Source organism: Aequorivita iocasae (assembly GCF_016757735.1).
GTDB classification, from domain to species: Bacteria; Bacteroidota; Bacteroidia; order Flavobacteriales; family Flavobacteriaceae; genus Aequorivita; species Aequorivita iocasae.
The window spans coordinates 313435-328871 of sequence record NZ_CP068439.1; the positions used below are offsets into that span (position 1 = coordinate 313435).

Sequence of the window (15437 nt, forward strand, 5' to 3'; positions counted from 1 at the left end):
TACCAACCAACTTTTTATAATGAGAAAAATTATTCTGGGCGCCTTTATACTTATGGGCACCATATCCTATTCGCAAGACACTGGCTACTTTTTCGGTGGTTTGGAATCAAACTCACAATGGCTGCTTGACGACGACGATCTTCCTTTTATTGCCCCAGAGGATCAGTTTCGCTCTAACAACTATTTTCAGCTTAATTATACGTATGGAAAATTTACTGCTGGCATTCAATATGAAGCCTATCTGCCCTCAGTACTGCTTGGCTACTCTCCCACCTGGGAAAACCAAAATGGAGTAGGCACCTACTATCTTAATTTTAAAAGTGAATCCCTGGACGTTACCGGCGGATATTTTTACGAACAGTTTGGCAGCGGACTTATTCTTAGAACTTGGGAAGACAGACAATTAGGTATCAATAATGCTATAAAAGGAATTCGAGTAAAATTCAATCCTACCGCAGAAGTTGATGTAACAGGGGTATACGGCCAAGTACGGAATGGTTTCGATGTATCGGAAGGTGTGATACAAGGATTAAATGCAAATCTTGACGTTTCCAGCCTAATGAAAGTAGAGACAATTGACGTTAAACTTGGAGCAAGTTACGTAGGTCGATACCAAGCAAACGGAGCCAATGATTCTATTCCTGCAAATGTGAATGCTTATGGAGGACGATTGGATTTTGTCTTGAAAAATTTTTACGGAGGAGTTGAAGCTATCACCAAAGATCCCGATGTTATTGTTAATGAAGGCACAATATCATCTGCACAACATTTTGACGGTACTGCCCTGCAGGTTAACTTAGGATATGCCCAAAAAGGTCTCGGAATTAATTCTACATTTAGAAGGCTTGAAAATTTTAATTTCTATGCAGACCGCTATGCCGAAGGAAACATTTACAATGAACAAATTGTAAACTACATTCCAGCGCTCACAAAGCAACACGATTATCTACTTTCAAATATATATGTGTATAATGCACAGCCAAGATTACTGTTTAACGATACTGAAAAAAGAGCTGGAGAAGTAGGTACACAGGTAGACCTTTTTTATTCCTTTGACAAGGAAAGTACCTTGGGCAAGTTGGGAACGAAAATAGCTGGTAATTTTTCTTATTGGGCCGGTTTGGACGCCACCTTCAACTCTGAAGACCAAACTTATGACGCTAAGTTTATTGGTGAAGGTGATCGGTATTTTCGCGATCTCAACATTGAAATCAAAAACCGATGGTCATCAAAATGGAGTACCGTTGCCACCTACCAAGACGTTATTATTGATAAAGGTGTTTCCTTGGGCGGTCCGCTTGGGGTTCAGGGAGATATTAGAGCTCAAATTGCTGTAGTGGAAGGAACCCGTCGTTTTGAAGGTGGCAAGGCATTGCGCATGGAATTACAGCACTTATGGACACCAGATGACCGTAAAAACTGGGCAGCGGGTGTTTTGGAATATAATTTTAATCCCGCATTTACATTATATGCTGCAGATTCATGGAATTATGGAGGAGAAGACGAATTGCATTATTACAATTTTGGCGGAAGCTACACCAAAGGCCGCACACGCTTTGCAATGAACTATGGCCGCCAACGAGGTGGTTTAATATGTGTAGGTGGCGTTTGTAGATTTGTTCCTGAGAATACTGGCGTTACAGCAAATTTAGTTGTTACTTTTTAACCCTATCATATCAATATATAAAAAAAAGCCCCGAAGAATCTTCGGGGCTTTTTCATTGTATAATTTAAAATGGCTATTGAACCAAAATCTTAGTTGTTTGTGCAGCTCCTTTTTCGTTTTTAAATTGAACGATATAGGTTTGTGGGTTTAAATCGGAAACATTTACTGTTTGACGGCCAGTAGCCAATTGCATTTGTTTTACAACTCTTCCTTGTATATCATACAGCATCATACTTACAGGCTCATTTATAATTAAAACCAATTCACTATCCACAACAGTAGATTGAACTGTTAGGTTAACTTTTGAGTTACTGTTAACTCCCAATGTTGGATTATAGCGGTATGTAAAAGTTAAGGGAGTACCTATCTCTATGGTCCCGGCCGGATCTTCAAATTGACGGAAACTGAAAACAAAATCAACATTGTCGGATCCATTTCCCGGATCATCATTATAAAAATGATTTCCCATCGGAGTGGTTTCTCCAACTCCAATAGCAAGAGCAGATTCAGTAGATGGAGGCACAGTCTCTCCAACTACCAAATTATTATAGCATAATCCATAACACAATTGCTCAAACTCCCCATTTGTGGAATTAGACTCGTCAACATATTCTATTCTGGTATATATTTCCTCGGATGGATTATCATTGGTCACATAAAATTCATATTCTGCATCCAGAAATTCCACTGACCCAAATTCTTTAACATCGCCATCATTAAGGACATTTCCCGCTCTGTCTGTAACGGTAAATTGAGCATTTGCCAAAGCTACCGAACCGAGCACACTCAAAAAAAGTAATTTAAATTTCATAATTTTTTTAGTTTTTAGGATTATTTGAAATATTTACTAAGCAGAGCAAAAGTAAACATAATAATTAAAAAAACTTTGCTAGGGATACTTTCTATTTCAGACTTTTAACGTTTTTGATTGATTTTTAAAAAAATTCTAGTCCTAACCCACCTTTTTTAGAAAATATGTTTTTTGCACCTTCTTATGCTTTTAATGAAAAAAATCATAAAAAAAATTAATATCTGATCTTTTTTATTATAGTGAATGCCTCATTTTAACAATAAAATCCTATATTTTTATTTTCAAAGATTATTTTAATAATATTTTATCAATTATATTTGTAGCTAAACTTATATCAAACAACTATTTAAAATAAAAAATATGTTTAAAAAACTACCCCTCAGTTTGGTTGTTGCCTTATTTGCTATTTCATCATATGGGCAAACAATTGTTTCAACTTCTCCCGAAAACAAAAATGTTGTTCTTGAAGAATTTACAGGAATAAACTGTGTTTTTTGTCCTCAAGGGCACGCAATTGCAAAAGCAATACAGGATGCCCATCCAGATGATGTATCTTTAATTAATATTCACGTCGGTGGTTTTGCTACTCCCAGCGGAAACCAGCCCGACTTTAGAACCCCTTACGGTTCTGCCATAGTTGGACAAACAGGCTTGACAGGATACCCTGGCGGGACTGTAAACCGCCATGTATTCCCGGGTCGCGGAATGAGCCCAGGAGGTACCGCAATGGGCAGAGGCAGTTGGACAGTATCTTCCAATGAAACACTAGCCTTAGGCTCTGAAGTGAATGTAGCCGTGGAAGCTGAAATAGACGTTAACACCAATGTTATAACAATTCACGTGGAAGCTTATTATACGGGAAATAGTCCCGAACCTACTAACAAGTTAAATGTGGCTTTGCTACAAAACAATACCAAAGGCCCTCAAACCGGAGGTGGTCAAGGCAACAATTACAACCACATGCACCGATTAGTAGAAATGATAACAGGACAATGGGGCGAAGACATTAATACAACAACTTCAGGCACTTTTGTGGATCGCACCTATACCTATACCATTCCGCCAGATTACAACGGAGTACCGACAGATATTGCAGAGATGGAAGTAGTAGCTTACATTGCTAATAACACACAGGAAATACCTAGCGGAAGTCGTGCAAACCCTACCTACGCTGGTATTACAAATGATGATGATGCCAACTTAAGATATATAGTTGAACTCCCAAATACATGTAAAAACACCATAACGCCAGAAGTAAACATCCAAAACATGGGGCAAAACACAATTACTTCTTTAGATATCGAATATGTGATTAATGGGGATGTTCATAACTACACATGGACCGGAAGTCTTGAAACCCTTCAAAATGAAACTATCGAGCTTCCCGAAGTATCATATAACCTACAAGGAAACAATACGCTAGTAGTGAGTCTTCCTAATGATGATGACAACGCCAATAATGAAGCTACGGCATCTTTTAATGAAGCCGTTGAAGGAACCGGAATTGTAAACATGGTCTTAAATACAGATGGATATGGAAGTGAAGTAAGATGGTATTTAAGAGACGGAGCAGGAGATATAGTTGACTTTGGCGGACCTTACGGAAACAACCAAACCATAAATGAAACTTTTACATTAGACGTAGATTGCTATTCTTTTGAAATACGTGATACCTACGGTGACGGCGGTGGCTCAGTAACTTTAACAGATCACCATGGAAACCTTATATATTACACTGATGGAGATTATGGCTCAGGTGAAACTATTCAATTCTCGAGTAATGGTGTTTTAGGAGTAAATGACAATCAAGTAAGCAGCATTGCTTTATATCCAAACCCAGCAAGCACAATCTTAAATCTTAAAAATGCTGAGAATGCAGATATTCAAATATTTGATATCCTTGGAAAACTTATTCTTTCGCAAACTAATATTTCTAGAGATGCGCAAGTAAACGTTTCAAGTCTTGAAAACGGAACTTACTTTATGAAAATCGCTAAGGATAATGCGGTAATTACAAAAAGATTCTTGGTTACCAAATAAATGCATTTTTATTAAACTTCTTGGAAACCCCGACTCGTTCGGGGTTTTTTTATTACTTTAATTGAAAATCATATTATGGAATATTCAATAAAAAATGAAAGAACCGTTTTTGATGACCATTATAAAATGGTCAAAGCCGAAGTGATTTATGACACCTTTGACGGCAATAAAATAAATACCGAAAGATTGGCCTTTGAAAGAGGCGATTCTGTAGCCATTCTAATTTATGAAAAAGAAACAAAGAGTATTTTAGCAACCAATCAATTTCGGTATCCAACCTGCAAACATACCGAAGGGTGGCTGCTTGAAATTCCGGCTGGATCCTTGGAAGAAAATGAAAAACCAGATGACTGCATTCAACGTGAAGTAATGGAAGAGTTAGGATATAAGCTAACTAGCATAAATCTGATATATACATTTTACACTTCTCCCGGTGCTTCAACCGAGCGCATTTTTTTATACTATTCTGAAATATCCATTAAAGACAAAATTGAAAAAGGTGGAGGAAATTCACAGGAAAATGAAGATATTCAATTGGTGAAAATCCCCGTGTCCGAAATACCTTCAAAAATTATGGAAGTAAAGGACGCAAAAACTATCCTTGCGCTCCAATGGTATGTATTAAAAAACTGTTCTTAAGTTATCAGCATCAGGCTCTCATCCCTTAAATTTTAAAGGAAGGTGCACTACGCTTTTTGTCTCAAAAAAATCTTCTTCAAAATAATCGTATAAAGGAAAAACTGTAGATTTTGGATAATACTTTAATTCTTCGGCCAAGTCACCCCCCTTTAAATATAAAATTCCATTTTTTCGTTCGTGCAAGCTTTTTTTTGCGATTTTGCCGGCTACCCAATGTACAAAGGTTTCCATTTGGGCAACGGCACGGCTTACAATAAAATCATATTTCCCGGAAACGGTTTCTACGCGTGCATTTGTTGTTTTTACATTTTGCAGTTGCAAGCCGGAAACTACCTCTTCTACAACCTTTATCTTTTTTCCGATACTATCGACCAAATGAAATTGCACCTCCGGAAATAAAATTGCCAGTGGAATACCCGGAAAACCACCGCCTGTGCCTACATCTAATATTCGCGAACCGGGAAGAAACGGTTGTACCTTTGCAATTCCCAAAGAATGAAGAACGTGCCGAAGGTAAAGTTCCTCAATATCCTTTCTGGAAACTACGTTTATTTTTAAATTCCAGTCCTCATAAAGCTCCTGAAGTTTTTTAAATTGAGCTAACTGTGTATCCGTTATTTCCGGAAAATATTTTAATATGAGTTCCATAATTATATTTAAGAGGCAAAAGTATGTTATCTTTGGGAAAATTATGATTTTGTACCTCGAGATTTCCGCAAAAGATAATTATTTTTGTGGCTTTCATTGTAACAATTTCCCGTTAAAAATTTCATTTTGTCATATACACATTTAAATTTCTCCCGAGTTGATAGCGCTAAATTTTTCAGAACGCTGAACAGGCGCGTTAACGATTATTTTAAGGATAACAACATAGCACGCACCGGAAACTGGAAACTGCACTTGAAAACAATCATTATGTTTTCGCTCTATCTAACACCGTACTTCCTGCTTCTTACACTTGATTTTCCTGGCTGGGCACAATTGCTTTTTACCATTATTATGGGCGTGGGCATGGCTGGCGTGGGCATGAATGTAATGCACGATGCAAACCACGGATCCTATTCATCAAAAAAATGGGTGAATAAAATTATGGGCGGAAGCATGTATATTCTTGCCGGAAACGTATATAACTGGCAGGTACAGCACAATGTACTGCACCACACTTACACCAATATCCACGGCCACGACGAAGATCTGGAAGCAGGAAGAATACTTCGATTTTCAAAACATTCTAAGTGGCACAGATTCCATAAATTCCAACACTGGTACAGTCTCTTTTTCTACGGCCTATTAACTTTTAATTGGGTCTTGACCACCGATTTTTTTCAGACAAAAAGATACTTGGCCCGTAAACTTTCCTATGGAAAACTGCCAAAACCGGTTACACAGTGGAGTATTTTGGTCATTACCAAAATAATTTACGTATCCCTTTGGATCGTTATACCCATTCTCTTTTTTAATATTGTCTGGTGGAAAATTCTTTTGGGATTCTTCATTATGCACTATGTTGCAGGCTTAATATTGAGCATTGTTTTTCAACTCGCACATGTAGTAAATTCTACAGATATAATGTTGCCGGACGAAAGCGGAACGATGAAAAACACTTGGGCGATCCACCAGCTATTTACTACAGTAAACTTTTCAACAAACAATAAAATTGTAAATTGGTACACCGGTGGCTTGAACCATCAAGTAGAGCATCATATTTTTCCGAATATAAGCCACATACATTACAAGAATATTTCTAAAATTGTAAAAAGCACTACCAAAGAGTTCAATTTACCCTACAAAGAATATAAAACCACCCGCAAGGCTATTATTGCACATTTTAGGCATTTAAAAGAAATGGGGCTAAAGCCTGCCGTATCCGTTTAAATATTATGGACAACAGACTTTCAAAACGCGTGAACGAGATGGCCACCTCGGCCACATTGGCAATGGCCGCCAAAACAAGAGAATTAAAAGAACAGGGCATAGATATAATTGGGTTAAGTTTGGGAGAGCCAGATTTTCCTGTGCCAGATTTTATTAAGGATGCAGCTATTCAAGCCATTCAAGACAATTACCATTCCTATACACCCGTTGATGGTTATGGCGATCTAAAAAAGGCTATCATTACCAAGTTTAAAAGAGACAATCATTTAGAATATAAGCCATCACAAATTGTGGTTTCCTCTGGAGCCAAGCAGTCATTGGCAAATTTGACAATGGTTTTATTGGATGATGGCGATGAGGTTTTGTTACCAGCACCATATTGGGTAAGCTATGCAGACCAATGTAAAGTTGCCGGTGGTATTCCAAAAGAAATACCTACTTCTATTGAAACCGATTTCAAGGTAACTGCCGAGGCTTTGGAAGCCGCCATTACACCAAAAACAAAACTTATTATTTATAGTTCCCCATGCAATCCAAGTGGCTCTGTTTACAGCAAAAAAGAGCTACGCAAATTGGCCGATGTTTTGGTAAAATATCCAGATGTTATCGTTATCAGTGATGAAATTTATGAACACATAAACTTCAGTGGGGGCCATGCCTCGATGGCAGAATTTGATGATATGTATGACCGTACCGTAGTTGTAAACGGTGTTTCCAAAGCATTTTCCATGACAGGTTGGCGCATTGGCTACATCGGTGGGCCAGAGTGGATCGCAAAAGCCTGCAATAAGATGCAAGGACAAGTTACCAGCGGTGCCAATTGTATTGCACAAAGAGCCACAATCACAGCCTTGGAAAATCCACCAAGCAAGATTCAATTTATGGTAGACGCCTTTAAGGAAAGAAGAAAATTAATTTTGAATTTGCTTTCTGAAATTGAAGGCTTTAAAACAAACCAGCCTGAGGGTGCTTTTTATGTGTTTCCCGATATTTCCTATTTCTTTGGAAAAACCCTGCGCGGAAAAAACATAAACACGGCTTCTGATTTTTCTCTTTATCTTTTGGAGGAGGCCAAAGTAGCAACCGTAACAGGCGAAGCCTTTGGCGACCCAAATTGCATACGTCTTTCTTATGCAGCTTCTGAAACGGAAATAAAAGAAGCCATGCGACGGATTAAGGAAGCCTTAGCGTAACTTGTAGTAGAAACGGGATTGATAAAAATTAATCAATCCCTTTTTTATTTTCAATTTATCAGTACTTTAGACTATTATTTTTTTTAATTTAATCCCAATCATTAACAATGAAAACTAAAATTACCTTAATTCTATTTTTCTTAGTAATTGTCTTTCAAGTACAAGCTCAGGAAAAAACAAATGCTACATACGTTGGTACTATAGGATCGATGGTACATGTACCATCAATAGCTTCCCAAACAAATTTACCGCCTGCGAGGGTAAAAGAACAAGTGATGCAAGATGGAAGAGCTTCAAAAAACTTGATTGTTCCTGGAAAAGACCCCCAGATAGAAGATGATTATTTCAAGAGAAATCCAGACAAGATGGAGCAAGTACTTAGTGGAAGAGCCCCTACCTTGGTTTTTGATGCTGCAGAGTCAAGCTCACAGCCTACCGACCCCTCGATTGGTGTTGGCCCAAATCATGCGGTGGTAGTATTCAATACCGGTTTCAGAATATTTGACAAAAGTGGAAATCCGCTTACAGGACAAATCTCTCCAAATCCAACAATTTTTCCAAACGGAGGTTGCTGCGACCTTACCATTTCATATGATAATGCTGCTGATAGATTTGTAATGACCTTTTTAGGCAATGGTGCACAAATTGCTGTTTCTGATGGTCCAGATCCAGTGAATGACGGCTGGTATGTTTATACTATTCCTCAAATTAATGATTACCAAAAACTTTCTGTATGGAGCGATGGGTATTATATGACTGACAATACTACGGCAACCAATAGAATTTATGCAATGGAACGCACAAAAATGATTGCGGGCGACCCTTCTGCCCAAATAATTGGTTTTCCATTGCCGGGTATTGTAACCAGTGGTTTCTATAGCCCCCAAGCTTTAAATGTAAGCAATAATAATCTTCCTGCCGCTGGAGGCTTACCTATTATATATTTACAAGATGATGCTTGGTCGGGAGTTTCCCAAGATCACATAAAAATATGGACTGTAGACGTAAATTGGGCCAGCCCAGGAAGTTCAACAATATCTGCCCCTGTAGAGCTAACCACTACTCCATTTATTTCAGTTTTTGATGGCGGAAGTTTTTCAAACTTGACCCAGCCAGGTGGTGGCTCTGATATAGATGCATTACAAGCCACCATAATGAATCAGGCCCAATTCAGAAAATTTTCAGACCACAATTCCGCTTTATTCAACTTTGTGGTTGATACGGATGCTTCCGGAGGTGAACTTGCAGGCGTTCGTTGGTTTGAGCTTCGCCAATCTGCAGATGGACAGCCTTGGTCTATTTATCAAGAAGGTACATATACATCACCTGAAGGAAAACACGCTTGGCATGCAAGTATGATAATGGATGTTCAAGGGAATATTGGTATGGGTTATACCGCAATGGCAGGCCCTACGACCCCAAATCCTAATTCAAAGAGAGTTAGTTCCTACTATACAGGACGTTATGCAAACGACCCATTAAATACAATGACTATTGCTGAAGAATTGATCGCTGCAGGAAACCAAAATATTCCTAGCTTTCGCTATGGTGACTATAGTAAAATCGATTTGGACCCTGCTAATGACAAACAATTTTGGTTCATTAATGAATATATGAACAATGGAAGAAAAGATGTGGTAGGTGTATTCCAAATTGCCCCAAACTTCAATAACGATGTTGGAGTTGTTAGTATTGACTCACCAATAACCGGAACCCTTTCAAACAGTGAAACAGTTACCGTTACCATTTTTAACTACGGGCAAAACAGTGCTTCAAACTTTCCTGTAACCTTCCAGGTAGATGGAGGGGCTGTAATTTCAGAAAATTTTACCGGAACAATAGCTTCTGCTGCAACAGCTCAATATACCTTTACAGCTACTGCAAACCTAGGTACTGTAGGGCAAACCTATTCCATTACTTCTGAAACCAACTTGAGTGGTGATCAAGACACATCTAACGATGGTCGCACAAAAATGGTTACTTATCTGCAACCAAATGATATTGGCGTAAGCGCAATTACAGCACCAGTTTCAGGAACTGACTTAACAGCTGCAGAAAATATTGTAGTTACCATTAATAACTTTGGAGGCGAGCCAAAATCAAATTTTGATGTATCGTACAACTTAGACGGAACTATAGTTACAGAAGTAGTTGCCGGTCCTTTAGCAGGAAATTCATCAACCTCATATACTTTTACTCAAACTGGAGATTTTTCTGCACTCGGCACTTATAATCTTAGCGCTTATACTTCCTTACCCGGTGACAGCGATACTTCAAATGATGAAACTTCAGTTGTTATAACAAAGCAAAACTGTCAACCAACAGCCGATTGTACCTTGGGAGATGGCTTTCGATTATTCAGCGTAACCGATATAAACAATCCATCTGCGTGCGAAGGCTATGGTGATTTCACAAATCTTGTTGCCCAAATGGAAGTGGACTCTACCAACGAGCTTACCGTTACTACCGGATATGGTAACCAGTATATTGTAGTTTGGGTAGATTTTAACGATGATTTTGTTTTCACTCCTAATGAAAAAGTAGTTAATAATTACGTAGTAGCTCCCGGTCAAGGTAGCGGAACCTATACAGAAACCATGGATTTGATAATTCCAGCTGGAGCTACAGAAGGACAACACCTTATGCGCGCCAAATCCAATTGGAATAATCCCGTTCCAGAAGATGCTTGTGAGGAAACAACGTACGGTGAAACCGAAGATTATACTGCACAGATTGGAAACTTAGTAGGCATAGATGAAAATATTTTTGACGAAAATGGCTTAACCGTTTTATCGTTGGATAATAACAATTTCGACATAACATTGAAAACAGTAAATTATTCAGGGGCTTTGAACCTCTCTGTTCACAATACGCTGGGGCAAAGATTACTATTCAAAAAACTTGAAAACGACGGTAACGGTTACAGTTATAAATTGGATATGAGCTATGTCGCAAAAGGTATTTATCTAATTCGTGTTGGAAACAAAAAAGACGGAAGAGTTAAACGAATTATCGTAAAATAATTTTAACACATTTTAAATCTTAAAGAACCCAAAGCACAAATTCTGCTTTGGGTTTTTTCATGCTTCCAATTGCTGTATTTTTACAAAAAAACTTACAATGGCTAAAATTTTATTATTGGGAAGCGGAGAACTGGGTAAAGAATTTACCATTGCCGCAAAAAGAATCGGACAAACGGTAATAGCGGTTGATAGCTATGAGAATGCCCCCGCCGCCCAAATAGCAGATATGACAGAAGTAATAAATATGCTCGACGGGCATGCCTTGGATGCAATCGTGGAAAAATACAAACCAGACTACATTGTTCCAGAAATTGAAGCCATACGCACCGAACGCTTCTACGAATATGAAAAACAGGGCTACACCGTAATCCCTTCCGCAAAAGCGGCAAATTTTACTATGAACCGTAAAGCCATTCGTGATTTGGCTGCAAAAGAGTTGGGCTTAAAAACCGCCGAATACCGTTACGCAACCTCTGTTGAAAGCCTTAAGAAAGCAGTTTTGGAAATTGGTATTCCCTGCGTTATAAAACCATTGATGTCTTCCAGCGGAAAAGGCCAAAGCATCATAAAAACTGAGGCAGACGTTAAAAATGCTTGGAACTATTCACAAGCTGGTTCCCGCGGCGATGTTGCTGAAGTAATCGTGGAAGCCTTTATAAATTTCAATTACGAAATCACACTTTTAACCGTTACCCAACAAAATGGAAAAACACTTTTTTGTCCACCTATAGGCCATCGGCAGGAACGGGGGGATTATATGGAAAGCTGGCAACCCGCAACTATGGAAAATTCAGCTTTAAATGAAGCACAACAAATGGCCGAAAAGGTTACCACTGCCCTAAGCGGTTGCGGTATTTGGGGCGTGGAGTTTTTTGTTGCAGATGATGGGGTGTATTTTTCAGAACTTTCACCACGACCGCACGATACAGGGATGGTAACTTTAGCCAAAACCCAAAACTTCAATGAATTTGAACTGCATCTTCGCGCAGTTTTGGGACTTCCAATTACTGAAATTACACAGGAGCGCATTGGGGCAAGTGCGGTTATTTTAGCTTCGGAAAATTCACAAAATCCAACATTTGAAGGTTTGGAAACTGTGGCTGCTTCCCCGAAAACGGATTTCAGAATATTCGGAAAACCCACCTCGCGACCCTACAGGAGAATGGGAGTGGTTTTAACCTATGACGCGCTTAACGGAAATATTTCAGAAGTAACGGAAAAGGCAAAAAAGCTAGCGAGTGAAGTAAAAGTAATTTCAAAATAAACCGAAACAATAATTCTTAACTCAAATTATCTGTTTCTCCAGAAAAAGGGAGTTAACAGAATTAGCACGGTAAACAGTTCCAATCTACCAATAAGCATCAAAAAACTGGACCACCACTTTGCCGCATCGGGCAGATATGCATAATTATCTACCGGTCCAAGATCGCCAAGTGCTGGACCTACATTTCCTAAGGTTGAAGCGGCTCCTCCGAGTGCGGTTTTGAAATCCAATCCTATCCAAGAAAAAACCAAGGTTCCTATAATAAATGAAAGCATATATAAAATAAAGAAGCCAAGAATGTTAAATACAATAGGTTGCGGGACAGCTTTTCTGTTATACCGAACAGGTAAAATGGCGTGTGGGTGCAACGTTCTTTTAAATTCAAGAACGCCATTTTTGATCATTATTAGATGGCGCATTACCTTTATTCCTCCGGCGGTGGAACCCGCACAGCCTCCCAAAAACATCATCCCGAAAAAGAAAATTGTCAAAAATGGTGTCCACATGGTATAATCAGCGCTTACAAAACCTGTGGTTGTAATAATTGTAAGTACTTGGAAAAGTGCATGCCGAAAAGCACTCTCAAATTGCCCCCAAACCATTGGGTGTGCAATTCCTGAAAGCGTCACGTCTGCTTCAAAATAAATTAATAAAGCTGCCACAATGGTAAGCCCAATTATAAAGGCTGAATACATTTTAAACTCTTCATCCTGAAAAATCTTCTGAAATTTCCTTTTAAAGGCAAAATAACTTAATACAAAATTGCTTCCCGCCAAAAACATGAATACAATGATAATATATTGAACCACAGGATTGTCATTCCAATAAGCCACACTCGCATTTTTGGTGGAAAACCCCCCTGTGCTCAATGTTGCCAATGAATGATTTATAGCATCAAAAAAGCTCATTCCGGCAATTTTCAACAAAATTGTTTCGGCTAACGTGTAGCCTACATATATAAGCCATAATCTTTTTGCTGTATCTGTAATCCTAGGATGGAGTTTATCGCCTCCCGGTCCTGGAGCTTCAGCTGCGAAAAGCTGCATACCTCCTATTCCCAGTAAGGGCAATATGGCAATAGCCAAAACAATTATACCCATACCCCCAATCCAATGGGTTATACTTCGCCAAAAGAGTACCCCGCGGGGAATGATTTCTATATCGGTTAAAATGGAAGCGCCTGTGGTGGTATAGCCGCTCATTGTCTCAAAAAAAGCATTGGTAAAACTGGGGATTGCCCCCGTAAATATATACGGCAAAGTACCAATGAGCGCCATAAATATCCACCCAAAAGTAACTATTATGTATCCTTCCCGCTTTTGGATTTCTTTCCGGTGGTTTTTTGTAAAGATCATTCCAATTCCACCTATTCCCAAAGCAACCGTACCCGCTAAAAGCATTTGTGTGAGGACACCATCTTCATAATACCAACTAACTATGGAAGACAACAACATAAAACCCCCATTAACTATGAGCAAAAGGCCCATGAGGTGTAAAATGATTCTATAGTTAAGTTTTGTAAGTGAATTCATTATATGAAAAGTTTTTCCACTTTTCCAATGGATTGCGGAAGACAGCAAACCACTACTCTATCGCCACTTTTAATTTCAAAATCGCCCAATGCAATAATTCCTTCTCCATTTCTTACTACCCCGCCAATGATTGCAGAAGCAGGAAAATCAAGATCCTTTATCTTTTTATTGCAAACTTTGGAATGCGAGTAAACCACAAACTCCAAAAGTTCGGCATTCATGTTGTTCAACTTTGTAATTGCCACAACTTCTCCTTTGCGTACGTAGCGGAATATATTATTTGCCGCGAGAAGCTTTTTGTTAATAAGCGTATCAATGCCAATAGAATGGGATAGCTGAAAATAATCCATATTTTCAACCAAGGCGATGGCTTTTTTTACGCCTTTGGATTTGGCAACCAAACAGGACATAATATTGGTTTCGCTATTCCCGGTTACCGAAATAAATGCGTCCATATCTTCAATAGATTCTTCCTGAAGCAGATCTACATTTCTACCATCCCCATTAATTACCAGACAGCCCGGAATATCATCGGCTATTTCAAAAGCTTTGTCCTTACTGCTTTCTATAAGTTTTACCCTAAAACTGCTTTTGCAAAGGTCTTTTGCTGTTTTGTAACCAATTTTACTTCCGCCGAGAATCATTACATTTTTAATTTCCTGCCGGACTTTTCCGGTAAGTTTAAAAATTTGTTCCAAGCCATTTTTACAAGTGGTAAAATATACTTGGTCGCCCTCCTTAAACTGTGTATCGCCTCTGGGAATCAATGTATATTGTGTTCCGAAACGCTGCAAAGCAATGGGCACATACCGCAGCTCGGGATGCAACTTTGCAACTTCCTTCACAGATTTACCTACAAAAGCAGACGTACGTGAAAGATTTAGACCAATCATCGTCAATGCACCATCTTCAAATTCATAGGTGTCGTTGAAAGCGCTTTGGTTTAACAGCAACTCTATTTCATTTGCAGCCAATGATTCTGGTGAAATAAGTTCGTCAATACCAAACTTCGTAAACCCTACCTCATCTTTTCTATCTATAAATTCGGTGTTGGAAATACGGGCAATGGTCCTTTTTGCGCCCAATTGTTTAGCTAGTACACAAACAGTAATGTTTGTGGTTTCGCTGGAAGTTACAGCTATTACAAGATCGGTATCATTCACCCGGGAATCCTGAAGCACAGAAATGGAAGTGGCATCGCCCCTTACTACGCGAATGTCCAAATGCGTATCCGCATTAGCTAATGAGTCGCGATTGGTATCAATAAGGGTAATGTCCTGTGATTCAAAAGACAATAGCTTCGCCAAGTGAAATCCCACCTCGCCGGCACCAGCAATGATAATCTTCATTAAGATTGAATTTAATTTTTAAAATAGGCTTACCGAAGTTTTTCC

General features: G+C 38.8%; 11 protein-coding genes. 7 read left to right on the forward strand and 4 right to left on the reverse strand.

Going from position 1 to position 15437, the window contains the following annotated elements:
• The first annotated feature begins 19 nt into the window (after positions 1 to 19).
• Positions 20 to 1666, forward strand: coding sequence for a DUF6029 family protein (locus JK629_RS01545; protein WP_202336890.1), 1647 nt, complete (start codon positions 20 to 22; stop codon positions 1664 to 1666).
• A 73-nt stretch (positions 1667 to 1739) separates the two neighbouring features.
• Here the strand turns inward: JK629_RS01545 and JK629_RS01550 are convergent, their stop codons facing one another.
• The gene (locus tag JK629_RS01550) at positions 1740 to 2477 is read right to left on the reverse strand and encodes a T9SS type A sorting domain-containing protein (RefSeq protein ID WP_202336891.1); all 738 of its coding nucleotides are present in this window, start codon (positions 2475 to 2477) and stop codon (positions 1740 to 1742) included.
• 360 nt (positions 2478 to 2837) lie between these two features.
• On the opposite strand from JK629_RS01550, the gene JK629_RS01555 reads away from it, so the two are divergent.
• Complete coding sequence (locus JK629_RS01555; protein ID WP_202336892.1) at positions 2838 to 4517, forward strand: T9SS type A sorting domain-containing protein; 1680 nt, start codon at positions 2838 to 2840, stop codon at positions 4515 to 4517.
• Positions 4518 to 4592: 75 nt separating this feature from the next.
• Positions 4593 to 5156, forward strand: coding sequence for an NUDIX domain-containing protein (locus JK629_RS01560; RefSeq protein WP_202336893.1), 564 nt, complete (start codon positions 4593 to 4595; stop codon positions 5154 to 5156).
• 18 nt (positions 5157 to 5174) lie between these two features.
• Here the strand turns inward: JK629_RS01560 and rsmG are convergent, their stop codons facing one another.
• A complete protein-coding gene (gene rsmG / locus JK629_RS01565) occupies positions 5175 to 5804 on the reverse strand; it encodes a 16S rRNA (guanine(527)-N(7))-methyltransferase RsmG (protein ID WP_202336894.1) in 630 nt (209 codons plus the stop codon).
• 126 nt (positions 5805 to 5930) lie between these two features.
• Here rsmG and JK629_RS01570 point away from each other — a divergent pair, with 126 nt between their 5' ends.
• The 4 genes from JK629_RS01570 to purT all read left to right on the forward strand — a co-directional run bounded on the left by JK629_RS01570 (position 5931) and on the right by purT (position 12511).
• On the forward strand, positions 5931 to 7031 hold the full coding sequence (locus tag JK629_RS01570; protein WP_202336895.1) for a fatty acid desaturase family protein: 1101 nt from the start codon (positions 5931 to 5933) through the stop codon (positions 7029 to 7031).
• Positions 7032 to 7036: 5 nt separating this feature from the next.
• Positions 7037 to 8224 (forward strand): pyridoxal phosphate-dependent aminotransferase, encoded by a 1188-nt coding sequence (locus JK629_RS01575; RefSeq protein WP_202336896.1) that lies wholly within the window; start codon positions 7037 to 7039, stop codon positions 8222 to 8224.
• A 107-nt stretch (positions 8225 to 8331) separates the two neighbouring features.
• A complete protein-coding gene (locus JK629_RS01580; protein ID WP_202336897.1) occupies positions 8332 to 11247 on the forward strand; it encodes a GEVED domain-containing protein in 2916 nt (971 codons plus the stop codon).
• Between the two features lie 97 nt (positions 11248 to 11344).
• The gene (gene purT / locus JK629_RS01585; protein WP_202336898.1) at positions 11345 to 12511 is read left to right on the forward strand and encodes a formate-dependent phosphoribosylglycinamide formyltransferase; all 1167 of its coding nucleotides are present in this window, start codon (positions 11345 to 11347) and stop codon (positions 12509 to 12511) included.
• A gap of 26 nt (positions 12512 to 12537) precedes the next feature.
• Here purT and JK629_RS01590 read toward each other — a convergent pair whose 3' ends face one another.
• Both JK629_RS01590 and trkA read right to left on the reverse strand, forming a co-directional pair.
• Positions 12538 to 14043, reverse strand: a complete 1506-nt coding sequence (locus JK629_RS01590) for a TrkH family potassium uptake protein (RefSeq protein WP_202336899.1) — start codon at positions 14041 to 14043, stop codon at positions 12538 to 12540.
• Positions 14043 to 15392: a Trk system potassium transporter TrkA gene (trkA, locus tag JK629_RS01595; RefSeq protein ID WP_202336900.1), complete on the reverse strand. Its 1350-nt coding sequence runs from the start codon at positions 15390 to 15392 to the stop codon at positions 14043 to 14045. The genes JK629_RS01590 and trkA overlap by 1 nt, the downstream gene beginning before the upstream one ends.
• Positions 15393 to 15437: the final 45 nt, after the last annotated feature.

Coding starts and splice junctions, on each gene's coding strand:
- JK629_RS01545 (WP_202336890.1), top strand. CDS start 20: ATGAGAAAAATTATTCTGGGCGCCTTTATACTTATGGGCACCATATCC.
- JK629_RS01550 (WP_202336891.1), bottom strand. CDS start 2,477: ATGAAATTTAAATTACTTTTTTTGAGTGTGCTCGGTTCGGTAGCTTTG.
- JK629_RS01555 (WP_202336892.1), top strand. CDS start 2,838: ATGTTTAAAAAACTACCCCTCAGTTTGGTTGTTGCCTTATTTGCTATT.
- JK629_RS01560 (WP_202336893.1), top strand. CDS start 4,593: ATGGAATATTCAATAAAAAATGAAAGAACCGTTTTTGATGACCATTAT.
- rsmG (WP_202336894.1), bottom strand. CDS start 5,804: ATGGAACTCATATTAAAATATTTTCCGGAAATAACGGATACACAGTTA.
- JK629_RS01575 (WP_202336896.1), top strand. CDS start 7,037: ATGGACAACAGACTTTCAAAACGCGTGAACGAGATGGCCACCTCGGCC.
- JK629_RS01580 (WP_202336897.1), top strand. CDS start 8,332: ATGAAAACTAAAATTACCTTAATTCTATTTTTCTTAGTAATTGTCTTT.
- purT (WP_202336898.1), top strand. CDS start 11,345: ATGGCTAAAATTTTATTATTGGGAAGCGGAGAACTGGGTAAAGAATTT.
- JK629_RS01590 (WP_202336899.1), bottom strand. CDS start 14,043: ATGAATTCACTTACAAAACTTAACTATAGAATCATTTTACACCTCATG.
- trkA (WP_202336900.1), bottom strand. CDS start 15,392: ATGAAGATTATCATTGCTGGTGCCGGCGAGGTGGGATTTCACTTGGCG.